The organism is Glutamicibacter soli, from assembly GCF_003309065.1.
Classification (GTDB): domain Bacteria; phylum Actinomycetota; class Actinomycetes; order Actinomycetales; family Micrococcaceae; genus Glutamicibacter; species Glutamicibacter soli.
Window position 1 is genome coordinate 1 of record NZ_POAF01000006.1, and the last position, 24,032, is coordinate 24,032.

30 protein-coding genes, 4 tRNA genes and 1 rRNA gene are annotated in these 24,032 nt (G+C 64.3%); 22 read left to right on the forward strand and 13 right to left on the reverse strand.

Annotated elements, in window-relative coordinates:
- The 5 genes from rrf to C1H84_RS12465 form a co-directional block, all read left to right on the forward strand.
- A 5S ribosomal RNA gene (gene rrf, locus C1H84_RS12445) occupies positions 1-83 on the forward strand; the annotation flags it as partial.
- A 195-nt stretch (positions 84-278) separates the two neighbouring features.
- The gene (locus C1H84_RS12450) at positions 279-1,148 is read left to right on the forward strand and encodes a glycerophosphodiester phosphodiesterase (RefSeq protein WP_113607553.1); all 870 of its coding nucleotides are present in this window, start codon (positions 279-281) and stop codon (positions 1,146-1,148) included.
- Between the two features lie 5 nt (positions 1,149-1,153).
- Positions 1,154-1,837 (forward strand): alanyl-tRNA editing protein, encoded by a 684-nt coding sequence (locus C1H84_RS12455; RefSeq protein ID WP_113607554.1) that lies wholly within the window; start codon positions 1,154-1,156, stop codon positions 1,835-1,837.
- Positions 1,818-2,549 carry an AzlC family ABC transporter permease gene (locus C1H84_RS12460; RefSeq protein WP_244910899.1) on the forward strand — a complete coding sequence of 244 codons (732 nt, stop codon included), beginning with the start codon at positions 1,818-1,820 and terminating at the stop codon, positions 2,547-2,549. Before C1H84_RS12455 ends, C1H84_RS12460 begins: the two co-directional genes overlap by 20 nt.
- A complete protein-coding gene (locus C1H84_RS12465) occupies positions 2,546-2,863 on the forward strand; it encodes an AzlD domain-containing protein (protein ID WP_047118190.1) in 318 nt (105 codons plus the stop codon). The genes C1H84_RS12460 and C1H84_RS12465 overlap by 4 nt, the downstream gene beginning before the upstream one ends.
- A 36-nt stretch (positions 2,864-2,899) precedes the next feature.
- Here C1H84_RS12465 and C1H84_RS12470 read toward each other — a convergent pair whose 3' ends face one another.
- Positions 2,900-3,106: a hypothetical protein gene (locus C1H84_RS12470; protein ID WP_047118189.1), complete on the reverse strand. Its 207-nt coding sequence runs from the start codon at positions 3,104-3,106 to the stop codon at positions 2,900-2,902.
- A gap of 190 nt (positions 3,107-3,296) precedes the next feature.
- Here C1H84_RS12470 and C1H84_RS12475 point away from each other — a divergent pair, with 190 nt between their 5' ends.
- Together C1H84_RS12475 and C1H84_RS12480 are read left to right on the forward strand one after the other, a co-directional pair.
- On the forward strand, positions 3,297-3,605 hold the full coding sequence (locus C1H84_RS12475) for a thiamine-binding protein (RefSeq protein ID WP_047118188.1): 309 nt from the start codon (positions 3,297-3,299) through the stop codon (positions 3,603-3,605).
- Positions 3,606-3,894: 289 nt separating this feature from the next.
- Positions 3,895-4,584 (forward strand): O-methyltransferase, encoded by a 690-nt coding sequence (locus C1H84_RS12480; RefSeq protein ID WP_052772224.1) that lies wholly within the window; start codon positions 3,895-3,897, stop codon positions 4,582-4,584.
- A gap of 9 nt (positions 4,585-4,593) precedes the next feature.
- Here C1H84_RS12480 and C1H84_RS12485 read toward each other — a convergent pair whose 3' ends face one another.
- Positions 4,594-4,986 (reverse strand): hypothetical protein, encoded by a 393-nt coding sequence (locus tag C1H84_RS12485; protein ID WP_047118187.1) that lies wholly within the window; start codon positions 4,984-4,986, stop codon positions 4,594-4,596.
- 138 nt (positions 4,987-5,124) lie between these two features.
- Here C1H84_RS12485 and C1H84_RS12490 point away from each other — a divergent pair, with 138 nt between their 5' ends.
- Positions 5,125-5,640 carry a GNAT family N-acetyltransferase gene (locus C1H84_RS12490; protein WP_047118186.1) on the forward strand — a complete coding sequence of 172 codons (516 nt, stop codon included), beginning with the start codon at positions 5,125-5,127 and terminating at the stop codon, positions 5,638-5,640.
- Positions 5,633-6,460, forward strand: coding sequence for a spermidine synthase (locus tag C1H84_RS12495; RefSeq protein ID WP_047118185.1), 828 nt, complete (start codon positions 5,633-5,635; stop codon positions 6,458-6,460). Before C1H84_RS12490 ends, C1H84_RS12495 begins: the two co-directional genes overlap by 8 nt.
- Here the strand turns inward: C1H84_RS12495 and C1H84_RS12500 are convergent.
- Together C1H84_RS12500 and C1H84_RS12505 are read right to left on the reverse strand one after the other, a co-directional pair.
- Positions 6,457-6,996, reverse strand: a complete 540-nt coding sequence (locus C1H84_RS12500; protein ID WP_082636919.1) for a DUF2087 domain-containing protein — start codon at positions 6,994-6,996, stop codon at positions 6,457-6,459. The genes C1H84_RS12495 and C1H84_RS12500 overlap by 4 nt on opposite strands.
- Positions 6,997-7,097: 101 nt before the next feature.
- Complete coding sequence (locus C1H84_RS12505; RefSeq protein WP_181728130.1) at positions 7,098-8,549, reverse strand: NCS2 family permease; 1,452 nt, start codon at positions 8,547-8,549, stop codon at positions 7,098-7,100.
- A gap of 169 nt (positions 8,550-8,718) precedes the next feature.
- Between C1H84_RS12505 and C1H84_RS12510 the strand changes: the two genes are divergently transcribed.
- Positions 8,719-9,696 carry a universal stress protein gene (locus C1H84_RS12510; RefSeq protein ID WP_113607556.1) on the forward strand — a complete coding sequence of 326 codons (978 nt, stop codon included), beginning with the start codon at positions 8,719-8,721 and terminating at the stop codon, positions 9,694-9,696.
- Between the two features lie 129 nt (positions 9,697-9,825).
- Here C1H84_RS12510 and C1H84_RS12515 read toward each other — a convergent pair whose 3' ends face one another.
- Both C1H84_RS12515 and C1H84_RS12520 read right to left on the reverse strand, forming a co-directional pair.
- The gene (locus C1H84_RS12515; protein WP_146956057.1) at positions 9,826-11,535 is read right to left on the reverse strand and encodes a C40 family peptidase; all 1,710 of its coding nucleotides are present in this window, start codon (positions 11,533-11,535) and stop codon (positions 9,826-9,828) included.
- A gap of 544 nt (positions 11,536-12,079) precedes the next feature.
- Positions 12,080-12,451: a metallopeptidase family protein gene (locus tag C1H84_RS12520; RefSeq protein ID WP_047118181.1), complete on the reverse strand. Its 372-nt coding sequence runs from the start codon at positions 12,449-12,451 to the stop codon at positions 12,080-12,082.
- Between the two features lie 135 nt (positions 12,452-12,586).
- Here C1H84_RS12520 and C1H84_RS12525 point away from each other — a divergent pair.
- From C1H84_RS12525 to C1H84_RS12540, 4 genes are all read left to right on the forward strand, one after another.
- A tRNA-Glu gene (locus C1H84_RS12525) sits at positions 12,587-12,659 on the forward strand.
- Positions 12,660-12,714: 55 nt separating this feature from the next.
- Positions 12,715-12,788: transfer RNA gene (locus C1H84_RS12530), tRNA-Asp, on the forward strand.
- Positions 12,789-12,837: 49 nt separating this feature from the next.
- Positions 12,838-12,910 (forward strand) — tRNA-Phe (locus C1H84_RS12535).
- 60 nt (positions 12,911-12,970) lie between these two features.
- A tRNA-Asp gene (locus C1H84_RS12540) sits at positions 12,971-13,044 on the forward strand.
- A 78-nt stretch (positions 13,045-13,122) separates the two neighbouring features.
- Here C1H84_RS12540 and C1H84_RS12545 read toward each other — a convergent pair.
- Both C1H84_RS12545 and C1H84_RS12550 read right to left on the reverse strand, forming a co-directional pair.
- Positions 13,123-13,965 carry a DUF8083 family protein gene (locus C1H84_RS12545; RefSeq protein WP_047118250.1) on the reverse strand — a complete coding sequence of 281 codons (843 nt, stop codon included), beginning with the start codon at positions 13,963-13,965 and terminating at the stop codon, positions 13,123-13,125.
- A gap of 15 nt (positions 13,966-13,980) precedes the next feature.
- Positions 13,981-14,781 (reverse strand): exodeoxyribonuclease III, encoded by an 801-nt coding sequence (locus C1H84_RS12550; RefSeq protein WP_047118180.1) that lies wholly within the window; start codon positions 14,779-14,781, stop codon positions 13,981-13,983.
- Positions 14,782-14,885: 104 nt separating this feature from the next.
- On the opposite strand from C1H84_RS12550, the gene C1H84_RS12555 reads away from it, so the two are divergent.
- On the forward strand, positions 14,886-15,938 hold the full coding sequence (locus C1H84_RS12555) for a 3-hydroxyisobutyryl-CoA hydrolase (protein ID WP_113607558.1): 1,053 nt from the start codon (positions 14,886-14,888) through the stop codon (positions 15,936-15,938).
- Positions 15,935-16,831, forward strand: a complete 897-nt coding sequence (mmsB, locus tag C1H84_RS12560; RefSeq protein WP_047118178.1) for a 3-hydroxyisobutyrate dehydrogenase — start codon at positions 15,935-15,937, stop codon at positions 16,829-16,831. The genes C1H84_RS12555 and mmsB overlap by 4 nt, the downstream gene beginning before the upstream one ends.
- Here mmsB and C1H84_RS12565 read toward each other — a convergent pair.
- Entirely contained in the window at positions 16,826-17,329 is a 504-nt protein-coding gene (locus C1H84_RS12565) for a MarR family winged helix-turn-helix transcriptional regulator (protein ID WP_113607559.1), read from the reverse strand. The genes mmsB and C1H84_RS12565 overlap by 6 nt on opposite strands.
- Before the next feature lie 71 nt (positions 17,330-17,400).
- On the opposite strand from C1H84_RS12565, the gene C1H84_RS12570 reads away from it, so the two are divergent.
- The 4 genes from C1H84_RS12570 (at position 17,401) to C1H84_RS12585 (ending at position 19,662) form a co-directional block, all read left to right on the forward strand.
- Positions 17,401-18,546: an acyl-CoA dehydrogenase family protein gene (locus C1H84_RS12570; protein ID WP_113607560.1), complete on the forward strand. Its 1,146-nt coding sequence runs from the start codon at positions 17,401-17,403 to the stop codon at positions 18,544-18,546.
- 176 nt (positions 18,547-18,722) lie between these two features.
- Positions 18,723-18,929, forward strand: a complete 207-nt coding sequence (locus C1H84_RS12575) for a hypothetical protein (protein ID WP_047118176.1) — start codon at positions 18,723-18,725, stop codon at positions 18,927-18,929.
- Positions 18,926-19,366, forward strand: a complete 441-nt coding sequence (locus tag C1H84_RS12580; protein WP_047118175.1) for a transmembrane 9 family protein — start codon at positions 18,926-18,928, stop codon at positions 19,364-19,366. Before C1H84_RS12575 ends, C1H84_RS12580 begins: the two co-directional genes overlap by 4 nt.
- The gene (locus tag C1H84_RS12585; protein WP_113607561.1) at positions 19,363-19,662 is read left to right on the forward strand and encodes a winged helix-turn-helix domain-containing protein; all 300 of its coding nucleotides are present in this window, start codon (positions 19,363-19,365) and stop codon (positions 19,660-19,662) included. Before C1H84_RS12580 ends, C1H84_RS12585 begins: the two co-directional genes overlap by 4 nt.
- A 498-nt stretch (positions 19,663-20,160) precedes the next feature.
- Here C1H84_RS12585 and nadE read toward each other — a convergent pair whose 3' ends face one another.
- Together nadE and C1H84_RS12595 are read right to left on the reverse strand one after the other, a co-directional pair.
- Entirely contained in the window at positions 20,161-20,985 is an 825-nt protein-coding gene (gene nadE / locus C1H84_RS12590) for an ammonia-dependent NAD(+) synthetase (protein WP_047118173.1), read from the reverse strand.
- Positions 20,986-21,077: 92 nt separating this feature from the next.
- Positions 21,078-21,515 carry a MarR family winged helix-turn-helix transcriptional regulator gene (locus tag C1H84_RS12595; RefSeq protein WP_047118172.1) on the reverse strand — a complete coding sequence of 146 codons (438 nt, stop codon included), beginning with the start codon at positions 21,513-21,515 and terminating at the stop codon, positions 21,078-21,080.
- A 39-nt stretch (positions 21,516-21,554) separates the two neighbouring features.
- Here C1H84_RS12595 and pyrE point away from each other — a divergent pair, with 39 nt between their 5' ends.
- Together pyrE and C1H84_RS12605 are read left to right on the forward strand one after the other, a co-directional pair.
- Positions 21,555-22,112, forward strand: a complete 558-nt coding sequence (gene pyrE, locus C1H84_RS12600; protein ID WP_181728131.1) for an orotate phosphoribosyltransferase — start codon at positions 21,555-21,557, stop codon at positions 22,110-22,112.
- A gap of 140 nt (positions 22,113-22,252) precedes the next feature.
- Entirely contained in the window at positions 22,253-22,465 is a 213-nt protein-coding gene (locus C1H84_RS12605; protein ID WP_047118248.1) for a hypothetical protein, read from the forward strand.
- A gap of 49 nt (positions 22,466-22,514) precedes the next feature.
- Here the strand turns inward: C1H84_RS12605 and C1H84_RS12610 are convergent, their stop codons facing one another.
- A complete protein-coding gene (locus C1H84_RS12610) occupies positions 22,515-23,240 on the reverse strand; it encodes an ABC transporter permease (RefSeq protein ID WP_161449994.1) in 726 nt (241 codons plus the stop codon).
- Entirely contained in the window at positions 23,237-24,019 is a 783-nt protein-coding gene (locus tag C1H84_RS12615) for an ABC transporter ATP-binding protein (RefSeq protein WP_244910900.1), read from the reverse strand. The genes C1H84_RS12610 and C1H84_RS12615 overlap by 4 nt, the downstream gene beginning before the upstream one ends.
- Positions 24,020-24,032: the final 13 nt, after the last annotated feature.

The window sequence follows — 24,032 nt, forward strand, 5'->3', positions numbered from 1 at the left end:
CCATACCGAACCCGGAAGCTAAGGCCCATTGCGCCGATGGTACTGCACTCGTGAGGGTGTGGGAGAGTAGGTCACCGCCGGACTTAACTTGAGAAGTGGGAGGCTCCAACAGTGTTGGGGCCTTCTGCTGTTTAACCCGGTCGGTGCTTGGGCGCCTGGCCTGGCTGGGTGGCCGGCGGGGGGAGCAGAAGCTCCCCCTTTTTTGTTTAACAGGGAAAGAAGCAACATACCTGAGAACGTTTGGTGAGAGCAGGGCCATACCGCGTAGCGTAGAGACCATGGATACGCTTTTCTACGCGCACCGGGGCAGCTCCCACAAGTTCTCTGAGAACACTCGGGCAGCTTACCTTCAGGCCATCGACGAGGGAGCTGATGGCATAGAGTGTGACGTCCATCTGACCCAGGATGGGATTGTCGTATGCCACCATGATCCGACCGTGGACCGTACCTCGGATTCGACGGGTCTGGTTTCCGGGTTCACGCTGTCCCAGATGAAGGCCATGGACTTCACCGGAGTCATCCCGAACCTGATTCCTGCGGGCTACGGGCAGGAGAATGAACAGCTCCTGAGCCTGGCCGAACTCTTCGAGATCCTCGAGGAACGGGGACAGCCCATTGGCCTGGCCATCGAGATCAAGCATCCCAGCCCGTTCGGGCACTTGCTCGAAGACGGGGTGCTCAAGGTCCTGGCCGACAACCATTTCGATCGTTCTACCGGTACGGCCGGCAGCAAGAACCAGATTGCCGTCACCCTCATGAGCTTCGAACCGGAATCGCTCCGGTACCTCTCCCGCACGGTGAACAAGGAGCTGCTCTGCCAGCTGATCACCGAGGTGGACGCATCGTGGGTGGACGAGCTGGTCTCCACCGGCCAGATGGGGCGCGCAGCGGTGTATGAGGTGCTGTATCGGTCGGTAGCTGAAGGGATCGAGTTCATCGACCAGGGCGGCGCCGGAATCATCGGTCCCGGGGTTGCGTGGACCCGGGCCAATGAGAAAATCGTGCGCGAGTGGCTTGGGCGTGGCCTGACAGCCAGGATCTGGACCGTTGACCGGCCAGCCGACGCGCAATACCTGGTCAACCTCGGCGTAAACCAACTGACGAGCAACCGGCCTGCTGAACTGCGCAGGGAATTGGAACAGAACTAGGAAACATGAGCACGGCTACAACGCAAGAAAATCTGTATCTGCAGGACACCTATGCTTTTGAAGCCCAAGCGCAGGTGCTTGCCACCGGTGTCGACGAAGACGGAGCGTGGATCGCGCTCAGTCCGAACATCTTCCATCCGCGAGGCGGCGGTCAACCGGAGGACAGCGGGACGGTAAACGGGCACCCGGTCAGCGTGAGCCGCAACCAGGACGGCCTGGTGATCCTCCACGGCGCACCGGAGCTGGAACCGGGCACGCAGGTGTTCAGCTCAATCGACAAGCAGCAGCGCCTGCTGAACGCGGCACTGCACACCGCAGGGCATGTCGTGGGTTTCGCGGGAGAAGACCGCGGCTGGCAGCACAAGGGCCATTCGCATTTTCCCGGACAGTCCCGTTTGGATTTCGACCCGGCCAGCGTGGACCTGCCCTTGGCGGATGACACGCAACGTGCAGCCGCCAGGGACTGGCTGCAGGAACGCGTGGATGAATTGCTGTCCGGCGGCGGGGCCGTCATATGCACCATGGACGCCGACGGGCTGCGCACCGTGCGCATCGAGGGAATCAACGCCGAACCATGCGGTGGCACCCATGTCAGCCACGTGAGCGAACTGGCGGACGTGGTGATCAAGGAAGCCAAGGTCAAGCGCGGCGTTTACAAGGTCCGGTACGATGCCCGGCACGCGGAGTAGCCGGCTCACCCCCGCGACGAAGATGGGCCTGTCCATCGCCATTGCGACGGGCCTCTACGGAATCTCTTTCGGTGCGTTGTCCATCGCCGCGGGGCTGAACCTCTGGCAGACCGTTGCCCTGAGCGCGCTGATGTTCACCGGCGGTTCGCAATTCGCCTTCATCGGGGTGATCTCGGGCGGCGGCGCCGCGTCGGCAGCGTTCTCCGCCGCATCCCTGCTGGGCATCCGCAACGCCGTCTACGGGATGCAGATCAAGCAAGCGCTGCGTCCCCGGGGCAGGCATGTGCCATGGATGGCGCAGGTGACCATCGACGAATCCACCGCCGTCAGCTTGGGGCAGGCCGAGGTGGACGAAAAATGCCGCGGGTTCTTCAGCGCCGGGGTCGGGGTGTATGTCCTGTGGAACTTCTTCACCATTGCCGGGGCGCTGCTCGGAGAGCGCATGGGCGATCCCGCGGCCTGGGGGCTGGACGGGGCAGCGGTGGCGGCGTTCATCGGACTGCTGTGGCCGCGTTTGAAAGCCATGGAGCCGGTGCTCATCGCGCTAGCCGCCGCGGTGGTCACCGCGATCGCGGTGCCGCTGACGAGCCCGGGACTGCCGATCCTCATCACCGCCACCTGCGCCGCGGTCTATGCCCTGACGACCGGACGCCGGAGCAAGCCGGCAACCGAGCACGGAGAGCTGCAGAACGTCCAGGAGGACCGGGCATGAGCGAACTGAGCTGGTGGATCCTTGCAGCCTGCCTGACCGCCTATGCGATCAAGATCTGCGGTTACTTCGTACCGCGCAAGGTCCTGGACTCGCCGACGATGTCCCATGTCGCAGCCACCTTGACCATTGCACTGCTGGCCTCGTTGGTCACCGTGAATGCGTTCACCTCCGGCCAGGAGCTGGTGATCGATGCGCGCATCGGCGCGCTGGCCGCCGCCGTCGTCGCGCTGGTTTTCAAGGCCCCGTATCTGGTGGTGGTGATTGCCGGCGCACTGGCGGCGGTTCTGCTGCGGGCTACCGGATTGGCCGCCTGACACCCCGGCCCGGCCGAGGGGTGCCGTGCAGGCGGATCAATCCGGAGTCCGGGTGGTGCGCCAGTAGCTGTTGATGGCGATGCCCAACGACACCAGCAGGCAGAGCCCGCCGAAAGCCGCGAACGCGCCGGATAGGCCGGCCAGCGCCGGGGTGATGGCCAAGGCGAAGGCCGCGATGGCCAAGAAAACCAGCAGGAGTATGGTGATCCGCTGCCTCCGCATGACCTGTTCTTCGTGTGTCATTTCCTGCCCCTTCCCGGTAGTTTCCACCGCAAACTGCAAGGAGTAGTGGCTTTGCCGAAGGAAGTGACGCAGTCACCGCATCCTTCTTTCACCATAACAGCGCGGGCGGCTTGCGGACAGGGCACCCGGATCTCCCGGCAGCGGCGCAACACGTTAGGAGTTTCCCCGTGTCCGGTGGGACAGTGGACTCATGATCGTAGCTTTCTCAGTTGCCCCCAGTACCGACAACCCCAACGGCTCCGTGCACGACGCGGTCGCCGAAGCCGTGAAGATCGTCCGGGAATCGGGTCTGCCCAACCGCACCAGCTCCATGTTCACCGAAATCGAGGGTGAATGGGACGAAGTCATGGACGTCGTCAAGCGGGCCACGTTCGCCGCTGGCCAGTTCGGATCCAGGGTGTCCCTGGTTCTGAAGGCGGACATCCGCCCCGGATACACCGGTGAGATCGACGGCAAGCTGGAGCGCCTGGAACGCGCCATCGACGCATCCGGGGCGTAGCCGGAGTGCCGGGGCAATTGCCCCGCCATCGCTCCACCCTGCCGCGGCTGTGCATGGGCAAGGTCATTGGCGTGACCCCTGCACTTCCTGGAGCATCAGGAGTACCCTGAACTCGACAGACCTGTACCGGCCGGTCCGGAAAGCCGCCCGCCGATCACCAGCTGATCTGCGAGGCGTTCTCGGGCGCGCCGGAGGGCCGGCTCCTGCGCGGTTCGCCCCAACGGGTGGCCGGTTCGCAGGGGCGGTGTGCTGCACCAGGCAGCCGGGAACGTGAGGAGAACCAGAGACGATGATCCACCATCTGGCAGACCGTGAGAGCCCTGCAGTCGATGACTACTTGAATGTAGCTCTCGGACTGGAAGTTCCGGAGCTGGAAGCCGGGCGAGAGCATGCCCGCAATGCCGGGTTGCCGCGCATCGAAGTGAGCACCGCGCAGGGCAAATTCCTGCAGCTCCTGGTGGAAATCTCCGGCGCAACCCGCGTCCTGGAAATTGGTACGCTCGGCGGCTACTCGACCAGCTGGCTGGCCCGGGGCGTCGGAGCCCGGGGCAAGGTGGTCTCCTGCGAATTCGAGCCGCTGCATGCATCCGTCGCGCGCGAGAACCTGGAGCGTGCGGGGCTGTCGGACCGGGTGGAGATCAAGCTCGGCGCCGCGCAGGGGACCCTGGAGCGGCTGATCGGCTCGCGCAGCGCGCCGTTCGACCTGATTTTCATCGACGCCGACAAACGGAACAATGTGGTGTACCTGGAGCGCGCTGTGAGACTGTCCCGCTCCGGAACCGTGCTGGTGCTCGACAACGTCATCAGGGCCGGGAAGATCCTCGACGATCCGGCGCAGCACGGGCTGCAGGAAGCGGATCTTCGAGGGGTGCAGGAGTCGCTGCGCTGGCTGCGTGACGAGCCGCGGGTTTCGGCCACGGCGCTGCAGACCGTCGGGTCCAAGGGATGGGACGGTTTTGCGCTGGCCCGGGTGCTTTAGCTTCGCCGACTAGCTGCGCGAAGATTCGCGGACGTTCAGAAAGTAATTCTCGTCCGCCTCTTCATCGGCTCCCGGTTCGGCGAATGGCGGGGACTTCATGATCAGCAGGTAGGCGGCCAAGCCGCAGAGTAGGCCGACAGCCGCGCCGGCCCAGCCCGCATACTGGGTATCGCGCAGCAAGCCGCCGGCCGCCGGGCCAACGACCATGGGCGCGACATAAAAATAGGACCCCGACGAGGCAGGACCCCAGAAACGCTCCAGCTTGGCCAGGGTGCTGAATCCGATGACCAGGACCAGGCTTCCCAGCAGGATGACCCAGAAACTCGGGGACAGGCTGACCACCACGGTCAGGCTGGCGATCACTCCACCGGTCAGCGCGGCGAACGACTGGTTCCGATGCACGGACTGACCCCTTTTCCATCAATGAGCTGTAGTTATCCGGCCATCATTTCAAAAACCAGCTGCGACCGCAATCGTACTTAAGTAGGAGGGGTGGTGCGTTCCGGGGCTGGGCCGCCGCCCTGCCGTAGGGTTGGTAGCGTGCCTGAACTGAAAGATTATCGAATCCGCGCGGCAACCGCCGCGGATGTGCGCCCGGCGCTGGAAATGAAGCTGGCTGCCTGGCGGCAAGCCTACAGCGGGTTCCGCGGTGAGGAATTCTTCGCCTTCCACGAGGAACAGCTCGAGGCCCAAGTGGCCTGGTGGGAACGCGGGCTGGCCGGCGGCGCCCAGTTCTACATCGCCGAGGACGCCGAAGGGCGGATCATCGGACTGGCCGGCGGGACGCCGGTCATCGACGAGGACCAGGACGCCGGCGTCGAGATCGAGCTGGGCATGCTCTACATCCTGGCCGACTTCTACGGCTCCGGCCTGGGTGCCCACCTGCTCCAGGTGGTGCTGGGCCAGCGTCCGGCGCTGGTCTGGGTGCTGCAGGGCAACGAACGAGCCATCGCCTTCTACCGCAAGCACGGCTTCGAGCTCGACGGCGTCAGCGAGGAGCTCACCGGGTCGTGGAACGGGCTGACCGAGCTGAGGATGGTGCGCCGCAATGGCTAGGGACGCCGCGCCGACGCTCGTGGGAAGCTACCCGATCGACACCGGGCTGGCGGAGATCGAATCCGACCCCTACGGGGCCAACCGCTACATCCTCAAGGTCAACGGGGTGCCCTCCTCGCATGTGGACCTGGACGACCCAGGCTACCTGGACTTCGAGTACATGCGCTGGATGGAGCCGATCTTCCTGACGGGCTACCCGCCGGAGGACTATGACGGCCGCGCCCGCAAGCTGCGGGTGCTGCACCTGGGCGGCGGGGGCTGCTCGATGGCCCGCTGGGTCGCGTCGCGCTACGAGAACGCCCGCCAGGTCGTGGTGGAGCTGGATGCCAAGCTGGCCGAGCTGGTGCGCACCAACTTCCAGGTGCCGCGCGCCCCGCTGGTGCGCCTGCGCGTGGGGGATGCCGGGCAGGTGCTTCCCACGCTGAGCGAGGACAGCCGCGATATCATCATCCGCGACGTGTTCGCCGGCAGCACCACCCCGCGCCAGCTGACCACCGTAGGCTACGCCCGCCAGGCCCAGCGCGTGCTGGACGCGGGCGGGGTGTACATCCTGAATTGCGGCGACACCGCGGACCTGGCCGGGGCCCGGGCCGAGGCAGCCACGCTGCTGTCGGTGTTCAAGCACGTGGCGCTGATCGCCGATCCGCCCATGCTCAAGGGCCGGCGCTACGGGAACATCGTGTTCCTGGCCGGCGACGAGCCGCTGGCCCTGGGCCCGGCCTTCGAACGCAGCCTGCGCACCGCGCCGCTGCCCGCGCAGCTGGTGTCCAACTCGGCCGTCGCGCGGTTCGCCGGCTCCGCGGCACCCATCGAGGACTAGGCTTCCGGCAACCGGTCGCCGCGGCGGTAGCTGGATCCGTCGGCGGCGCGCAGCAGCAGGCCGTGGTCCACGAGGTAGCGGCGGATCAGCGCGGTATCCGGGTGGAATACCCGCAGCCGCTCGTTGAGCTGCTCCTCGCGCAGCTGCTCGTCCCCGTCGATGACCGCGTCGCGCAGGTACGCCATGACCTGCAGCCGGTCCGCCGGCTTGGCAGGCAGCGTGTGCAGCTTCGTGCCGGTGAAAAAGCGGTTGATGCCGCTGCGGTCGGCCTTGGCGGTTCCCGCCGCGGCCAGGGTGTCGGCCAGCAGCTGCTCGTTCAGCTCCCAGGTCCCGCCCGCCCCGAGGCGCAGCAAGCCGATCTGCTCCCAACGGGCCAGGTCCTTGGCCCTGCGGGCCCCTGCCGCTTCCTGCTCGGGGTCCTGCCCGGTGAGCACCTGGCCCAGCAGCTTGCGCATCGCCGGGTTCTTCAGCCCCGCCGCCACCTGGATCCAGGCTCCCGCCGGGGAAGTCCCCGGTGTTTCGTTGTGATCTGCCATGCCCCCATGCTAGCGAAGCGGCACGGGCCCGTCCGGGAACGGCGGCGGCCCGCCCCGAGGGAATCGGGACGGGCCGCCGCGCGTGGCTGGAAGGGGTATGCCTACTTGACCCCGGCCCAGTCCTCGATCAGTCCGATGCCGAAGAACAGCACGAAGGCGGTAGCCACAACCCACATCAGCGGGTGGATTTCCTTCGCGCGGCCCTGGGTGGCGCGGATGAAGACGTAGGAGATGAAGCCTGCGCCGATGCCGTTGGCAATGGAGTAGGTGAACGGCATCAGGGTGAAGGTCAGGAAGGCAGGCAGCGCTACGCCCCAGTCGTTCCACTCGATCTTGGTGATCTGGGTGATCATCATGAAACCGACAACCACCAGGGCCGGGGCCACTGCCTCGAATGGCACCAGGTAGATCAGCGGGCTGAGGAACATCGCCACGATCATCAGCAGGCCGGTGAAGACCGAGGCCAGGCCGGTGCGGGCGCCCTCGCCGATGCCGGCACCGGATTCGACGAAGATCTGTGCCGAGGAGCTGGAGGTGCCGCCGCCGACGATAGCGCCGGCCGCATCGACCAGCAGCACCTTGTCCACGTTGGGGATCTGGTCGTTCTCATCCACCAGGTCCGCCTCTGCGGCCAGGCCCACCATGGTGCCCATGGCGTCGAAGAAGATGGACAGCAGGATCACGAAGGCCAGCAGCGAGGCGGCCGTCGGGCCGATCTTGGCGAAGGCGCCGAACAAGCTCACCTCGCCGATCAGCGACAGGTCTGGCAGGTGCCAGTCGGGCAGCGAGGGAACCACCAGCGACCAGCCGTTGGTCTCGGACTCGCTGACGTGGAACACTGCCTCGAAGATGTTGGCGACGATCGCGGAGACGACGATGCCGATCAGGATCGCGCCCTTGACCTTGCGGACTACCAGGGTCATGGTCAGCAGCAGGCCGATGATGAAGACCAGGATCGGCCATCCCATCAGCTGGCCGTCGAAGCCCAGGCCCACCGGCACGGTGGTGTGCGCGGCATCCGGGACGCGCTGCACGAAGCCGGCGTTGACCAGGCCGATCAGGGCGATGAACATGCCGATGCCCACGACGATGGCGGTCTTCAGCCCCGCGGGGACCGCGTTGAACACCGCGGTTCTAAACCCGGTGAGCACCAGGATGAACATCACGATGCCGGCGATCACCACCAGACCCATGACGTCGGCCCAGGTCAGTTCCGGGTTGGTGGTCACGGTGATGGCCACGAACGCGTTCACGCCGAGGCCCGTGGCCATGGCGAACGGGCTGCGGGCCCAGATGCCCATGATGATGGTCAGGATGCCGGAGACCAAGGCGGTCACGGCGGCCACGCGCTGGATCCCCAGCTCGCCGCCGGAGGAGTCGGCGCCGGAGAGCACCAGCGGGTTGAGCACCACGATGTAGCTCATCGCGAAGAACGTGGCGATGCCGCCGCGCAGTTCGGTGGAGAAGGTGGAGCGCCGCTCCGAAATCTTGAAGTAACGGTCAAGGCGTTCGCGCATACTACTGGCAGGCGCTGATTTTGTGGAGGAGGACATAGGAAAATTCTAGGTGCTTTCGGGCTCATTCCAATACCCAATTCGAATCTGAGTAGGCTCTGCGTGAAATCTTTAGATCCAACTCACATGATGGCGCACCAACGAAGTACATTGGGTGTAAGGGGCATCACGCCCATGTGAAACCGGAAGTAGTTGAGGAGCGGGTCTGATGAGTGACGAAGCACCAGTCGCAGCTGAAAAAATCGAAGGCATCGTGGTCGGCGTCGACGGATCGCAGCAGAGCAAGTGCGCACTGCGCTGGGCCGAACGCGAAGCGGTGCGCCGCGGAAGCGTGCTGAACATCGTTTCGGCCTACACCATCCCGGTTTTCGCCGCCTCCTCCATGGATGCGGGCTACTCGACCCTCGACGACGACCTGATCCGCGGCGGCGCCGAGGACATCGTGCGCCAGGCGCGCAAGGAGCTGGAAAACAGCGAGGCCACCATCCGCACCTACATCGAATCCGGCGACCCGTCGGGTGTGCTGCTGGACCTGAGCAAGGACGCCGAGCTCGTGGTGGTCGGCACCCGTGGCCGCGGCGGATTCGTGGGCCGGCTGCTCGGCTCGGTTTCCTCGGCCCTGCCGGCGCACGCCAAGTGCCCGACGGTGGTTGTTCCGCTGGCCGTGGCCAAGGAGCAGGAAGGCGACGCAGCGGCTGCAGCCGCCGCGGCGCGCAAGTCGATCGTGGTCGGCGTCGACGGCTCGGACCGCGCCCGCGCCGCGGTGCTGGCCGCAGCGGACGCCGCCATAGCCAGCGACCTGACCCTTCGCCTGATCTGCGCGGTCGCCCCGGTGGGCGCCGCGCTGGCCTGGATGCCGGCGACGGTGGACCAGGAGGCGGTGCTCGAGGACGTGCGCTACCAGATGAGCGTCGGCGTGGCCTGGCTGTCCTCGCACTACCCGACCCTGAAGATCGAGACCGATGTAATCAGCGGCCCTCCGGTCGAGGTGCTGATCCGTGAATCCGAGCACGCGGTGCTGACCGTGACCGGTTCGCGCGGCCGCGGCGGCTTCGCCGGCATGCTGCTGGGCTCGACCTCCCAGGGCGTACTGCACCACTCCAAGGGCCCGGTCATGGTGGTTCCGGATTCCGACGACCCGCGCCTGGCGGACCGGAAGAACTTCGACACCCGCGCCAACGACTAGCATCCAGGCCGCCGCGCAAGCCTGACGTGCCCCCGGGGAGCGATCCCCGGGGGCACGCTGCTGTCTGCGCCGGAAAACAGCAGAGCACCCGCGGGGACTTCCCTGCGGGTGCTCTGCTGTGGCCTGCTCCTAGTAGCGGGCGGCCTTCGAGTGGAGGTTGTTCACCCAGCTGAGCGGGGTGACCGAGATGCCTGCATTCGGGTTGCGTGCGTGGACCACTTGGCCGTTGCCGATGTAGATGGCCACGTGGTAGAACGAGGATCCTCCGTTTGAGGAGGAGAACACCAGGTCGCCGGGGCGCAGGTTGTTCAGCGACACGTACTGCGGTGCAGCGAAGAACTGCTGGGTCGAAGTGCGCGGCAGGCTGATGCCCGACTTGCCAAATGCCCGCTGGGAGAAGCTGGAGCAATCGAAGGCGTTCGGGCCGTTGGCGCCGTAGACGTAGTACTTGCTGTTGTCACTGGCGGTATTCAGTGCCCAGGAAATTGCAGCGCCGTAGCTGCGTCCGCTGCTCTGGGGAGCAACTTCCTGCTCCTGCTTGGGAGCTTCGGTCTTCTGCGGCTTCGGCTTGGGCTTCGGGGTTTCCTTCGGCTTTTCGGTGGCCTTGGGGGTTTCTTTCGGCTTCTGCGTTGCCTTCGGGGTTTCTTTCGGCTTCTGCGTTGCCTTCGGGGTTTCCTTCGGCTTTTCGGTGGCCTTCGGGGTTTCCTTCGGCTTTTCGGTCGCCTTCGGGGTTTCCTTCGGCTTCTGGGTTTCCTCGGCCTTTGGAGTCTCGGCAGGCTTCTGGGTTTCTTCGACCTGCGGGGTTTCGGTCTTCTGCGGCTTCGGAGCGCTCTCCGGCTCAGGAGCCAAGGTCGGAGTGACGGTATCCACTTCGTCCAGCGGCTGCGCTTCAGGCTTTGGCTTCACGGTTGGCTCGGCGGTCGACTCGTCGACTTCCAGTTCCTGCGGCGCATCCACGGCCAGCGGCTGGATCGTGCCGGTCTGGCTTGGCTTGACGACCGGTTCGTCGTCGGCGCTGAGGGTTTCCTGCAGGGCGGTTTCGCGTTCCGCCTCTTCCTGCTTTTCGACCTGCTTGCGGACCTCGGCTTCTTCCTGGTCCTTCAGGCTTGCCAGGTTGCTGATCAGCTCGTCGCGCAGGTCCTGCTCTGGCTTGATGGCGGCCTGGTAGGTGGCCAAGGTGCTGTTGGCGGTCGACGCGGAGGCATCGTAGTTCGCCGCGGCTTCTTTCGCTGCGCTTTGCGCGGCGTCTGCGTAGGATTCCCAGGAAGAGACCAGAGCCTCGGCCTCGGTGGCCGAATTGACCGACTGGACCTGCTGCTGGCTCAGGGTGTCAATGGTGGCGGCCTTGTAGAAAAGGTCGTTCGAGTCGTCGCTGTTCAACAGGATGCCGAGCGTGGAGTTGCCGGCGCCGTTGCGGTAGATGTCCGAAGCGATGGCGCCCAGATCGGTCTGGCTCTGTTTGAGGTACTGCTTGGCATACTCCAGCTGCTTGACGGCCTTTTCGGCGTCGGCGGTGCGCAGATCGCGCTCCTCGCCTGCGGTCAGCAGCGACTCCTGGGCCTCGGCGGCCGCCGTTTCGGCCTGGAGCAACTCGGCACGGCTGGAGGCCAGCGAAGCTTCCAGGCGCGCGATCATCGCATTGGTGGAGTCCTTGTCCTTCTTGGCTGCCTCGATCTCCGCTGCACTAGGCAGGCCGGAAACCGAACGCTCGGCTGCGATCGACACGGTGGTCGGGAATGACGTAGTGGTTGCTGCTGAAGCGGGTGCTGCTCCGGCAAGGCAGGTAACTGCCAATGCAAGAGTGCTCGCTGCAACGCCGAGCGTGTGGCGGTAAGCCATATCGTTCCTCACTGATTCCAAGAGATGACATTGGGGCAGTTTCAATCCGTGATCATCCAACGGGGTTAGGTCACGATTTGGATAAGCCCCAAATAGCACACTATGCCAACATCGGTACCGTTCGCAACAGTAGTCACACCAGTCACACGAATTACATTGACGGATTTATGAGACTGAAAATGCCTGTGATGTGGAGCGACGTGAAAACGGGGGCTGGGTTCGCGGCCGATGGAAACTCTCGAAGATCACCGGTCCCCTTTCCCAGTTCGTGGTTAACGGGGCCATCGAGTGACGAAAATGTAACGGTCGATCACTGCCGACCGCGACACCGATTTTTTGACCTCTTAAACGTGCGGGCGAAATCCGCCGCGTGACCCGGTTGCGGCGCTCCGCTGACTGCGCGATGAGCCGGGCACGGACCGGGTGACTTGCAAACACAGAAGGGGTTTCTCTGTGAGGTCGGACACCGCCGCTGGGGCAGGTGGCTGCAATCTCACCGTATTTTGTGACGCACATCTCAGAAAGACTTTTTCGGGAAATGCGCTCATGACCACCCTAATTCGTGCAGTCTGGCGTCGTCGATGCCGAAGTGGTGGGCTACTTCGTGCATGACCGTAATCTTGATTTCGCGGACAACATCCTCTCGAGTTTCGCAGGCCCGAAGCGTGGGATTTTTGAAGATGGTGATGCGGTCGGGAAGGGCTCCAGCCTCCCATCCCTGATCTCGTTCGGTCAGTGCCACTCCGTCGTAAATCCCCAGAATCTCGGTGTTTTCCGGCTCTCCGGGGAGTGGCTCGTACTCGTCTTCAATAAAGAAAACGACGTTATCCATCATGTCCAGGGCCTGCTGCGGAATGGCGTCAATAGCCTCCTGAGCCAGGGCGTCGAACTCGTCGTCGGGCATCTGTAGATCCATGCCTCCAGCCTAGGTCGACGACCCGCTTTTGGGGTGGTTCGAGAGGTTGCGAATGCCGATTTTGCGAAAACAAAAAAGCCCACGTATAGTTATTGGAGTCCGCAGCGGAGACGAAAGAAACCGCAGCTGATATAGGCCCCCATCGTCTAGCGGCCTAGGACACTGCCCTTTCACGGCAGCGGCACGGGTTCGAATCCCGTTGGGGGTACAAACAGCCACTTTGTGGTTGTCAGATGGAGAAATCCATCGGCTTGCGAAAGCAAGGCCCTGTAGCGCAGTTGGTTAGCGCGCCGCCCTGTCACGGCGGAGGTCGCGGGTTCAAGTCCCGTCAGGGTCGCTCAATTTACTAGCAATAGTAAATTAGGTGTCCAAATATTGTGACGCCAGGCTCTGTAGCTCAGTTGGTAGAGCGTTCGACTGAAAATCGAAAGGTCACCGGATCGACGCCGGTCGGAGCCACGCAGGCCCTCGGGTAACCGAGGGTTTTACTGTGTGAATTGGGATTATCCCAAAACACCAGGCCCTGTAGCGCAGTTGGTTAGCGCGCCGCCCTGTCACGGCGGAGGTCGCGGGTTCAAGTCCCGTCAGGGTCGCAGTACATGAAAGCTCCAGTTCAAGCGAACTGGAGCTTTTCCCTTTCCCGGAACGGGCCCGGTTTCGCTTGGGTCCGGTTAGTTGGCCCGGCCCAGCTGGCGCGGGCCGATCCATCGATTGCTCAGGCGCCGGTAGGCCGCCGCGGCCATGGTCATGTCGCCGTCCTCCAGGGCCTGGATTCCGTGCATCAGGTCGTTCACGGATTCATCGGGCCAAACGATGTCCGCAAGCAGCCCGTAATCCAGCTCGATCACCGACTGCGGGTCGAAGGATTCAAGCCAGCCGCCCAGTGACCCCAGTTCTTCGAACAGCGGTGCCTGCGGCGCGTGGGTAGCCATGGTCTGCACCGCCCAGGCCAGGCGCTCGATGGCCTGCTCAAGCGGAACCAGCAACCGAACTGTCCGCAGCCGCTCCCCGACGTAGAGGACCTCGCACTCGTCGTCATCGCGGAACAGCGAGAACCAGCTCAGCGGGATGCCCCAGGTGGAGGTCCGGGTGTGCAGGTGCGTCAGGTCAGCGGCAAGCTTGTCCGTGTCCACGCGCTGCCCGTTCGCGCGGCGGGCGGCCGGAGGGATCAGCAGATCGAAAACTTCGGCGCGCATGGCTTCCTCCGCCTGCTCCGCGGCCAGCAGGCTCCGGGCCTGGATCTGCGAGGGGCAGTACCGGGTATGCTCGGCGCCCTGGTAGTCGAGGATCTTGACGGTGCGGAAGGTTTCCTGCTCGGTGTGGGGGAACGGGTCGGAGACGCCGCGCAGGGTTCGCTCCCACAGCTGCTGGTTCTCCAGTACGTCGAGCTGGTCCGCGCTGCGCCCGGGCGTGTTGATGATAATGGACTGGGCCCAGTCCTCGAACGCGGACAGCGGTTCGTAGACACGCAGGTGCGCGGTCGCTGCCGTCAGGTCGTACAGGGGCCCAGTCATCTTCATTCCCCTAATCTATCCGCCCAGCTCCACAATTACCGGCGCATGATCGCTCGCGCCCTTGCCTTTGCGCTCTTCGCGATCAATGCTCGCGCCGGTGACCCGCGCGGTGAGGGCCGGCGAGGTCAACGAGAAATCGATGCGCATGCCTTCGCCCTTGGGGAAGCGCAGCTGGGTGTAGTCCCAGTAGGTGAACTGGCCTTCGGTGTGCGGGCGGACGACATCGGTGAATCCGGCGTCCTCGAAGGCCGCGAAGGCCGCGCGTTCGGGAGCAGAAACGTGGGTCAGCTCGTTTTCCAGGAAGAAGTTGATGTCCCAGACATCTTCGTCCTTCGGGGCGATGTTCCAGTCGCCCATGAGCGCAATCTGCGCCTGCGGATCGGCTTCCAGCCAGCCGACGGTGTCCTGCTTGAGCGCGTCGAGCCAGCTGAGCTTGTAACCCATGTGCTCGTCATCCAGGGCGCGGCCGTTGGGGACGTAGAGGCTCCAGATGCGCACACCGCCGCACGTCGCGCCGATGGCACGCGGCTCTAGGATCGGGTTCTTGCCGCCCTTGCCGAATTCCGGCTGCCCGGCGAAACCGCGCTGCACGTCATCCAGACCGACGCGCGAGGCAATGGCCACGCCGTTCCACTGGTTCACGCCGCAATGCGCGACTTCGTAGTCGTTGTTCTCGAACAATTCCCACGGGAAATTGTCGTCCTTGCATTTCGTTTCCTGGATGGCCAGGACATCCACGTCGGTGCGGCGCAGCCAGTCCTCAACACGGTCGGCTCGGGCACGCAGCGAATTTACATTCCAAGTCGCAATCTTCACTTCTTCAACCTATCAAGTTTGACCGAGCGAGCCACTTCAATTTACTTGGAAGTCCGAGTATATTCGTCTCTGAAGGTGACCCCAATCACTCAAAGGAGAGGCCCTTGCATGAGATCCTGACCCAGTGCCGCGGACATCTGGGGCTCATTACCCTGAACCGTCCGAAATCCCTGAACGCACTGAATACGGACATGTGCCGCGCCATCCTGGACGCGCTGCTGCAGTGGCGCGATGATCCGGAGATTGAACACGTGGCTGTTGTCGGGGCCGGCGACCGGGCCTTCTGCGCCGGCGGGGATATCGTCGCCATCTACCAGGACATCCTGGAGCGCAATGGTTCCTCGGAAGAATTCTGGCGGGTCGAATACCAGCTCAATGTCTTGATCGACGAGTACCCCAAGCCGTATATCGCGTTCATGGACGGAATTGTGCTGGGCGGAGGCATCGGCATCTCGGCTCACGGGAGCCATCGCATCGTGACCGAAACGAGCCGGTGCGGCATGCCGGAGGTGGGCATCGGATTCTTCCCGGATGTCGGGGGCACCCACCTGCTATCCCGCGCCCCGCGGGCGGCAGGACGCCTGGCGGCGCTGACCGGCATGAAGTTCGGCGCCGCGGACACCATGGCGCTGGGACTCGCCGATACCTACGTACTGCAAAAGGATCTGGCGGCCCTGCTTGAGGCGCTGCGGACCGAGCCGGTGGACCGCGCGGTGTCGCGCTTCGCGGGAATCCCCGAGGCCGGGTACCTGCACGAAGAGTGGGTCCAGTCCTTCTCCGAGCCGAGCATTCCGGCGGTCGCGGCGGAACTGTCCGAGTTCGAGAACCCACGGGCTGCAGCGGCCCTGGCGGCGCTGGAAGCCGCGTGCCCGAGCTCGGTGCGGCTTGTGGACGAGCTGCTGCGGGACGCCGGGGCCGACTTGCGCGCGGACTTGGCCCGCGAGTTCCGGGCGGCCGTGCATCGGCTCGACGACCCGGATTTCGCTGAGGGCATCCGTGCCGCGGTGATCGACAAGGACCGAAAGCCGCAGTGGAACGAACCGCTGGAAAACCTCAGCCCCGAGCAGCGCACGGCCAGGCATTTCAGGCCGCTGGCCGGCTCCGAATTGAATTTCACCCTGATTGACCAGGGACTATGCGAAAAGAGTGGACGATGAGCAATCTGCCAGTTATTGGATTCCTGGGACTAGGGCACATGGGACTGCCCATGGCCATCAATCTTCACCGGGCCGGCTACAAGCTTAAGGGCTTCGATGTCGTCCCTGCGGCGGTGCAAGCCGCGGCGGATGCCGGCATCGAAACGGTCGACAGCGGAGCCGACGCGGCGAAGGACGTCGACATCGTGCTGACCATGTTCCCCTCGGGCCAGCATGTGCTGGACGCCTACCGGAGCTACCTGCTCGACGCCGCGGCGCCGAATACGCTGTTCCTCGAATGCTCTACCATCGATGTCGCTCAGGCCCGCGAAGCGGCTGAGCTGGCCGTCGCCGCCGGGCATCGCAGCGCGGACGCGCCGGTCTCCGGCGGAGTGGTCGGAGCCGAAGCAGGGACCTTGACCTTCATGCTCGGAGCCGAGGCCGCGGACCTGGCGGAGATCACTGCCGTGCTGGAGCATATGGGCAAGCGGATCGTGCACTGTGGCGGCCACGGTTCGGGGCAGGCCGCGAAAATCTGCAACAACATGCTGCTGGGCGTTTCAATGATCGGCGCGGCCGAGGCCTTCGTCCTGGGCGAGCGCCTGGGTCTGGAACACCAAGCGCTCTACGACGTCATTTCCACTGCCTCGGGCCAATGCTGGTCGGTGACCACCAATTGTCCGGTCCCCGGGCCGGTGCCCGCGTCGCCGGCGAACCGCGACTACCAGCCCGGCTTCGCCGCGGCGCTGATGGCCAAGGACCTTGGGCTGGCGTCCAGCGCGCTGGAGCATACCGATACCGATGCGCGAATGGGCGCCCTGGCCGCGGCGCTCTACCGCAAGTTCAGCGACGAGGGAAATGCCGGCACGGACTTCTCGGGAATCATCAACGCGGTGCGCGAAGGAACGTTATAGGAAGTCGCCCGAGGCCCTGCGGAAGCGCGAGAGGATCTGGAACAGCTCCCGCGCATCCGCGACCGGCAGGCCGCTGTCGGCGAACAGCTGCTCGTTGAGATCGTCGCGGGCCGCGGCCAGGGCATTCGCCCCCTCGGCGGTCAGTTCAAGCAGCCGGGTGCGGCCGTCGGTGGGATGCTGAATCCGGCGGACTAGGCCGGTGGCTTCCAGCCGGTCCACGGAATTGGTCAGGCTTGTCGCATGCACCTGCAGCAGGCGGCTGGCGTGGGTCATGGGTAGCGAACCTCGCTTGGAGAAGCCGAGCAGCGCGAGCACCTCGAAGCGGGCGAAGGTCAGGCCGTGCGGCCTGAGTATTGAATCCGCGCGCTGAAGAAAGATCGAGGCGGTGCGCATGACTGCGGTAATCGCGGCCATGGAGTCCGCCTCGGCATCCCAGCCATGGGAGACCCACTGGTCGCGGGCCTGGGCAATCGGGTCGCGCGGCAATGGTGACGACATTTTCTACCCCCAAAATAAGACCTAGTCCAACAATATACTTGGACATCCTAAGGTTTGGAAGGAGATCCCGGATGGACCTCATGACCGACATTTCGGCGCAACTCACCCAGTCCGAGCGCGCGCGCCTGGCCCAGGTGCGTGAACTCGCCCAAGGCAGGATCCGCAGGCAATCCATCGAGTACTGGAACTGCGAGGACTTCGCTCCCGGGCTGGTGGCGGAGCTCGGCGCCGCGGGCCTGGGCGCGGTGCAGCTGGAGGACTGCTCGCATCTGGCGCGTGGGCTGATTCATGCCGAGCTGGCCCGCGCTGACATCTCCCTCTCCTCGGTGGTGGGAATCCACAATGAACTTGTGCTCGGAATGATCAACGAATTAGGCTCCGAAGCGCAACGCCGAGAGTGGCTGCCGCGTTTGGGCAGGCTTGAGGCATTCGGAGCGTTTGCCATGACCGAGCCGGAGCATGGATCGGACATTGCCGGGGGAATGGCCACCAGCGTGCACCGGGAAGGCGACGAGTACGTCCTTACCGGGCGCAAGCGCTGGATCGGCATGGGAACCATCGCGGACTTCGCGCTGGTCTGGGCCAGGGAACCGGAATCCGGGGACATCGGCGCCTATCTGGTGGAATCCGGCAGGCGGGGATTCAGCGCCTCCAAGATCGGAAACAAGATCGGCCTGCGCATCATGCAGAATGCCGACATCGAACTGCACGAGGTGCGTATTCCGCTGGAAAACAAGCTTCCCGGAGCCACAGGCTTCGCCGCAGCGAACCACCTGCTCATGCAATCCCGGGCGTGGGTCGGCTGGCAGGCTGCCGGCGCGATGCTGGCGACCCTGGACGTCTGCACGGCCTACGCGGTCAGCCGTGGGCAGTTCGGCAAGCCGCTGGCATCCTTCCAGCTCATCCAGCAGGCCCTTGCCGAAATCGCCGGCAATGCCCGGGCCGGGCTGTCCATGATGGGCGACATCGCGCGCAAGCAGGAGGCGGGAAAGCTGACCATGGCCGATGCAGCGCTGGCCAAGTCGACGGCAACCCGGCTGGCGCGGGATGCGGTGGCCAAGGGCCGTGCACTTCTTGGCGGCAATGGGGTGTCCTCGGAATACGAAATGGCCAAGATCTTCTGCGATGTTGAAATCCTCCATACCTACGAAGGCACCTATGAGATCAATTCGCTCATTGTGGGGCGTGCGTTGACTGGAACGGGCGCCTTCGTCTGATTACATGGGCGCCGCTCGCCGTCTCCTCCCGTTTTGCACGCGCGCCCAGGCTGCCGGCCCTGGAAGATCCGGGGTTGGCAGCCGCTAAAACAAAAACTGAGAAAGTACTTTCCAATACAGAAAGTACTTGTTAGTCTTTTGGTACATCGGAGGAACGGAACCGCGGGAGCAGGATCATGAACAAGATGTCCAATGCCACGTACTCGATCATCATCAGCCTTGCGGGCGTGCTCTTCGCAGCTCTCGCGCTCTTCGCCTACTTCAGCGGCCGCAACGCGCTGATTTTCGTGGGAATGGGAATCTTTTTCGCCGTGACGATGACCATGAGCTCATTGCACGCTCGGCAGCAGGCCGCGGCCCGCGCGGAAGAGCGCGCGTCATGAGCGCCGAAAACAACCTCAACCCGGAACAGCAGCTGGCAGCGCTGGCGCAGGCCCAAGCCGACATGGACCGTGCCGTTGGCTACGGCTCAAGGCTTCTAGGCTGGTACAGCATCATCGTTTCGCTGGTCATCGGCGCCCTCGCTTTCCTGCTGCAGCTGTATCCACCGCAGAAGCACATGGCCGGCTTCATCGTGATCATTGGACTCTACGTGGTGGCGATCCTCGCCGCGTCGCTGGCCTACCGTAAGCTCTACCGTTCGCTTCCGATCGGCGCGTCAAAACGCTACACCTGGGGGTTCACCCTGACCATCGTCTTCTATGCGGCCTCGTTGGCGCTCCTTCCGCAGCAGCTGAGTTCCTGGGCCATCCTAGGACTGATTTGGATCGTTGTATCGGCCCCGCTACTGATTGTGGGAATCGGCATGGTGCGGAAATGACCACGCATGCCCGGAACCGACTCAATGACGACTTCTCCAATCCCGTCCGCCTGTCCATCATGGGCGCGCTGAACATGGTGGAGGAGGCGGATTTCAAGTCGCTCAAGGAAGCGCTGGGAATTTCGGATTCTGTGCTGTCCCGCCATCTGAGCGCCTTGGAGGAAAAAGGCCACGTCAAAATCCGCAAGGGATTCGTGGGAAAACGTCCTCGGACCTGGGCCAAGCTGAGCCCCGAAGGGCGCAGTGCCTTCACGGGGCACGTCCAGGCACTGAAGGAAGTTACCGGCCTGGCCTAGCCGCCGTCATTTCGCGGCGGGCCGTGGTGACCGGGCGGATTTTCCTGCTCGGCTCCACATCCTCCCTGCCGCAGCGATGAGCAACGGCACGGCCAGCACGGCCCAGAAGGGATCGGCTGGAAGGCCGGTCGGGAGGGCGGCCCCTGCGGCCATCGCCGCAGTCCAGGCCAGCCGGCGCGGGACGCGTGCGGCCCCAGCTACCGCTGAGGACTGGATCAAGCTCAGGTTCGAGACGCTCACCGCCCACAGCGCAAAACTCAGAGCGATGCCGAAGCCCTGCCCGAGGTGAGCAGCTCCATCCGGCGTAGCCGATGTAGATGCCGAGGAGAATTCCCAGCACCGGCCGCCAACCGGCGGCACCCGCCGTGCGGTGTTCGGATCCGGCTTCCATGGATGCGTCCTCGTTTGCCGTGGGGCGGTGCCGTAGCGGCACCGTGGCCGCAGCCTAGCGCCCGAAGTCGGTGAAATCCATGAAACCCGCGTCTGGGAGGACTTCCTCTAGGCTCTCCACCATTTGTCGAGGTTGGTGGCGGGAACGGTCCGCTTATGTCGCGAGAGAACGAAGCGCCGTTCGATCGACAGCGCGGCGGCCTCGTCGATTTCGCGGCCCTCGAGGTAGTCGTCGATCTGCGCGTAGGTCAGTCCCAGTTCGTCCTCGTCGGTACGCTGCGGCTGGCCGTCCAGCAGGTCCGCGGTGGGAGCCTTGGCCCAGAGCAGCTCTGGGGCGTCCAACTCGCGCAACAGCGCCTGGTTCTGCCGCTTGTTCAGCCCGGCCAGCGGCAGCAGGTCTGCGCCTCCGTCGCCGAACTTCGTGAAGAACCCGGTCACGGACTCCGCCGCATGGTCGGTGCCGATGACCAGCATGCCGCGGTCCCCGGCCACCGCGTACTGGACGATCATCCGCATGCGGGCCTTGGCGTTGCCTCGGTTGAAATCGCTGATCGCAGGATGCCCGGCATCGGCCAGGGCTTCATCCAGTCCCGCCACGGGCTTGGAGATATTGACCTCGAACTCCTGGTCGGCGGCGACGAACTGCATGGCCGCCGCGGCATCCGCCGCATCATGCTGGACCCCGTGGGGCAGGCGGACGGCGATGAATTCGGCGGTGCCGCCGGCTTCGCGCACTTCCTGGACGGCAAGCTGAGCCAGGCGTCCGGCGAGCGTGGAATCGATGCCGCCGGAAATGCCCAGCACGAAACCCTTCGCGCCGGTCGCGGCGAGGTAGTCTTTCAAGAAGTCGACTCGGGATCGCACTTCCTCGGCCGGGTTGATGGACGACTTGACGCCCAGCTCTTCAATGATTGCTGCTTGAAGTTCACGCATGTAACTAATCCTAGGTATATCGGAGGCAGGATGCGGTCGTAACTGCGGAAGGGCGGCGAAACTTAACGAGTTCTCAACATTCGCCGCAACTCCTAGCTTTCTTCGGCGTCCGGGTCCCATCCGAGGTTGCGCGCCATCTTCTCCAGCGTGGCGACCACTGCAGCGTATTCCGAGCCGTCGAGATCCTGTCCCGACTGCGTCCGGATCTTCTCGATCAGTTCGCTGAGCTTCATCAACGAGACGTGGCCGCGGTCGGTGATGGAGAACTCGCCCTCGTCGTGCGAAATCCATCCAGACTCCACCAATTCCATGAGGTGCTCGGAGACCGACGTCGGTTCGTCGGGCGACGCGAAGAATGGCGAAAGTCCGGCGGTCAGTTCCGGCTCGGTGGCGGGTTGCTGTTCCAGGAGATTCAGCACCTGCCATTGCCGGCGTGTCACGCCATGCTCTTCCAGCGTCGCAGCAAACTGCTCGTCAATCAGCGAATCCACCAATTTCAACCAGTAACCCAAGGGGCGTGTAGCGTTCATGGGATCAGCCTAGCGAGGATGCCGACTAGAATCGAGGGTATGAGCGAAACCAGCGCCCGCGGGCGGCTAAAAGAACTGATCCAGGAATTTGCCATTGTGCGTGGCAAGGTCATCCTCTCCTCTGGCAAGGAAGCCGATTACTATATCGACCTTCGCCGGGTCACCCTGCAGCAGGAAGCTTCAGGTCTGGTCGGCCAGGTCATGCTTGATCTTCTGGATGAAGCCGGTCTGGAGTTCACCAACGTGGGCGGGCTGACCATGGGCGCTGACCCGGTGGGCACCGCCATCATGCACACTGCGCGCGAAAAGAACCGCGCCATCGACGCTTTCGTGGTGCGCAAGGCGCAGAAGTCCTACGGCATGGGCCGTCAGGTTGAAGGCCCGAGCGTTGAGGGCCGCAACGTCATCGTGCTGGAGGACACCTCCACCACCGGCGGCTCCGCGCTGACCGCGGTCGAGGGTGTCCGCAAGGCTGGCGGCAACGTCATCGCCGTGGCCGTTATCGTGGATCGCGACACCGGTGCCAAGGAGCGCATCGAGGAAGAGGCCGGCGTGCCTTACCTCTTCGCCTACGGCAAGGACGAGCTGGGTCTGTAGTCTGCAGCTTTCCCGTCAATCTCTTCGACCGCAAGGGCTGGGCGAACCTCAAGGTTCGCCCAGCCCTTGCGGATTTTCCCGACCCTGAATTCCGTCAACTTTGATTGACTTGCAACATGCCGTCAACTAAAGTTGACCCCATGGATGAGGGGATTCGAACAGCCGTCGACTCCGAGGACCACGGAGGTCCCTTGGCGGAGCTTCGGCGTCTGACCGAGGGGCAGCGGGAACTGGCCCGGTCGCAAACCGCCGAGGTGCGCCGGGCGCGCGCCAACGGGTATTCCTGGCAAGCCATCGCATCTGCCCTGGAGATTTCGAAGCAGGCGGCGCACAAGAAGTACGGCCGGGTTTAATGGAGCAACCGGCCGTGGGGCTGCCCGGCTAGTTCAAGCAAGCGAAGCGCTACGGCGTCCGCCGACGCAGGGTCAACGATCCGACCAGCAGGGCGCCGAGAATCCACGCGCCGATGACCAGAAGGCTGGCCCAGGTGCCGCTGTCCTCGGTGCCCGCAGCGACATCGCCCAGCGCGTCGATGGCATGCGACAGCGGCAGCCAATCGCCGATGACCTCCAGCGTCCCCGGCAGCTGCTCGCGTGGCAGGATCAGCCCGGACAGCAGGAACTGTGGAAAGATCAGCAGCGGCATGAACTGGACGACCTGGAATTCGGTGCGGGCGAAGGCGCTGGCCATCAATCCCAGACTGGTTCCGAGCAGGGCATCCAGCGCCGCCACGCTGAAAAGCAGCACCAGGCTTCCGGAGATCTGCAGCCCCAGTACCAGAAGGGCGAACGAGACCGCGATGACGGTCTGCAGCACCGCAACCAAGGTGAACGCCAGCGCATAGCCGAAGATGAACTCGCCCTTGGCCAGCGGCATGCTGAGCAGCCGCTCCAAGGTGCCGCTGCGCCGTTCGCGCAGCGTCGCGATGCTGGTCACCAGAAACATCACGACAAATGGGAACAGCGCGATCATCGCCGGGCCGATGCGCTGGAACACCTCGGTATCGGTGAAAATCCAGGCCATCAAGCCGATCAATAGGCTGGGGACTACCAGCATCAACGCGATGGTGCGCGGGTCGTGTCGGATCTGGGTCAAGACCCGGGCCGCGGTGGCCGCGGTTCGTTTCACGATCCCTCTCCTTCCGCCCGGTGCCGTGCGGTGGACGGGTCGCGCGGTGGCGCGGACCCCAGTCCGCCGGAGGCGATGAGCCTGAGGAATGCGTCTTCCGGGTCGCTGGCGCCGGTGCGCCTGAGCAGTTCGCCGGGGGAGAGCTGGGCCAGCAGCTTTCCGTTGCGCAACAGCAGCATTTCATCGCAGCGCATGGCCTCGTCCATGACGTGGCTGGAAACCAACAGGCAGATTCCGGTCTTCGCCAGCTTGGCGAACAGGGCCCAGAGCTCCGCGCGAAGTACCGGATCCAGCCCGACCGTCGGCTCGTCGAGGATGACGATGTCAGGAGACCCGAGCAGCGCGATGGCAAGGGATACGCGGTTGCGCTGCCCGCCGGACAAGTCCAGCACCAGCCGCTTGGCCTGGTCCTGCAGGTCGGTGGCTTCGATGACTCGGGTGGCTTCGGCATCTGGCAGGCCGAGGACCTTGGCGAAATAGGCGACGTTTTGCTGCACCGTCAGGTCGTCGTAGACGCTGGCAGCCTGCGTCATGTAGCCGACCCTATGCCGCAGGGACTTGTGCCCGGCCGGCTGCCCCAGGACGGTGACCGTGCCGCCGGCGGTGATCTGGTTGCCCACGATGCTGCGCAGCAGCGTGCTCTTGCCGCTGCCGCTGGGCCCCAGCAACCCGACGATGCGGCCCGGGGCCAGCTCGCAGTCGATGTCCTGGAGAACCAGCGATTTGCCTCTCTTGACGCTCAACCGCTGGACCTGGATGCATGCAGTCTTGTTGGTCACACAATGAATTAGA

Excerpts from the sequence above, each read along its gene's own strand:
- C1H84_RS12605 (WP_047118248.1), top strand. The coding sequence starts at position 22,253 with ATGGATGAGGGGATTCGAACAGCCGTCGACTCCGAGGACCACGGAGGT.
- C1H84_RS12495 (WP_047118185.1), top strand. The coding sequence starts at position 5,633 with ATGGCTAGGGACGCCGCGCCGACGCTCGTGGGAAGCTACCCGATCGAC.
- C1H84_RS12505 (WP_181728130.1), bottom strand. The coding sequence starts at position 8,549 with ATGTCCTCCTCCACAAAATCAGCGCCTGCCAGTAGTATGCGCGAACGC.
- C1H84_RS12480 (WP_052772224.1), top strand. The coding sequence starts at position 3,895 with ATGATCCACCATCTGGCAGACCGTGAGAGCCCTGCAGTCGATGACTAC.
- pyrE (WP_181728131.1), top strand. The coding sequence starts at position 21,555 with ATGAGCGAAACCAGCGCCCGCGGGCGGCTAAAAGAACTGATCCAGGAA.
- C1H84_RS12585 (WP_113607561.1), top strand. The coding sequence starts at position 19,363 with ATGACCACGCATGCCCGGAACCGACTCAATGACGACTTCTCCAATCCC.
- nadE (WP_047118173.1), bottom strand. The coding sequence starts at position 20,985 with ATGCGTGAACTTCAAGCAGCAATCATTGAAGAGCTGGGCGTCAAGTCG.
- C1H84_RS12515 (WP_146956057.1), bottom strand. The coding sequence starts at position 11,535 with ATGGCTTACCGCCACACGCTCGGCGTTGCAGCGAGCACTCTTGCATTG.
- C1H84_RS12575 (WP_047118176.1), top strand. The coding sequence starts at position 18,723 with ATGAACAAGATGTCCAATGCCACGTACTCGATCATCATCAGCCTTGCG.
- C1H84_RS12570 (WP_113607560.1), top strand. The coding sequence starts at position 17,401 with ATGGACCTCATGACCGACATTTCGGCGCAACTCACCCAGTCCGAGCGC.
- C1H84_RS12545 (WP_047118250.1), bottom strand. The coding sequence starts at position 13,965 with ATGACTGGGCCCCTGTACGACCTGACGGCAGCGACCGCGCACCTGCGT.
- C1H84_RS12580 (WP_047118175.1), top strand. The coding sequence starts at position 18,926 with ATGAGCGCCGAAAACAACCTCAACCCGGAACAGCAGCTGGCAGCGCTG.
- C1H84_RS12450 (WP_113607553.1), top strand. The coding sequence starts at position 279 with ATGGATACGCTTTTCTACGCGCACCGGGGCAGCTCCCACAAGTTCTCT.
- C1H84_RS12595 (WP_047118172.1), bottom strand. The coding sequence starts at position 21,515 with ATGAACGCTACACGCCCCTTGGGTTACTGGTTGAAATTGGTGGATTCG.
- C1H84_RS12520 (WP_047118181.1), bottom strand. The coding sequence starts at position 12,451 with ATGGATCTACAGATGCCCGACGACGAGTTCGACGCCCTGGCTCAGGAG.
- C1H84_RS12460 (WP_244910899.1), top strand. The coding sequence starts at position 1,818 with ATGCCCGGCACGCGGAGTAGCCGGCTCACCCCCGCGACGAAGATGGGC.
- C1H84_RS12470 (WP_047118189.1), bottom strand. The coding sequence starts at position 3,106 with ATGACACACGAAGAACAGGTCATGCGGAGGCAGCGGATCACCATACTC.
- C1H84_RS12465 (WP_047118190.1), top strand. The coding sequence starts at position 2,546 with ATGAGCGAACTGAGCTGGTGGATCCTTGCAGCCTGCCTGACCGCCTAT.
- C1H84_RS12455 (WP_113607554.1), top strand. The coding sequence starts at position 1,154 with ATGAGCACGGCTACAACGCAAGAAAATCTGTATCTGCAGGACACCTAT.
- C1H84_RS12500 (WP_082636919.1), bottom strand. The coding sequence starts at position 6,996 with ATGGCAGATCACAACGAAACACCGGGGACTTCCCCGGCGGGAGCCTGG.
- mmsB (WP_047118178.1), top strand. The coding sequence starts at position 15,935 with ATGAGCAATCTGCCAGTTATTGGATTCCTGGGACTAGGGCACATGGGA.
- C1H84_RS12510 (WP_113607556.1), top strand. The coding sequence starts at position 8,719 with ATGAGTGACGAAGCACCAGTCGCAGCTGAAAAAATCGAAGGCATCGTG.
- C1H84_RS12565 (WP_113607559.1), bottom strand. The coding sequence starts at position 17,329 with ATGTCGTCACCATTGCCGCGCGACCCGATTGCCCAGGCCCGCGACCAG.
- C1H84_RS12475 (WP_047118188.1), top strand. The coding sequence starts at position 3,297 with ATGATCGTAGCTTTCTCAGTTGCCCCCAGTACCGACAACCCCAACGGC.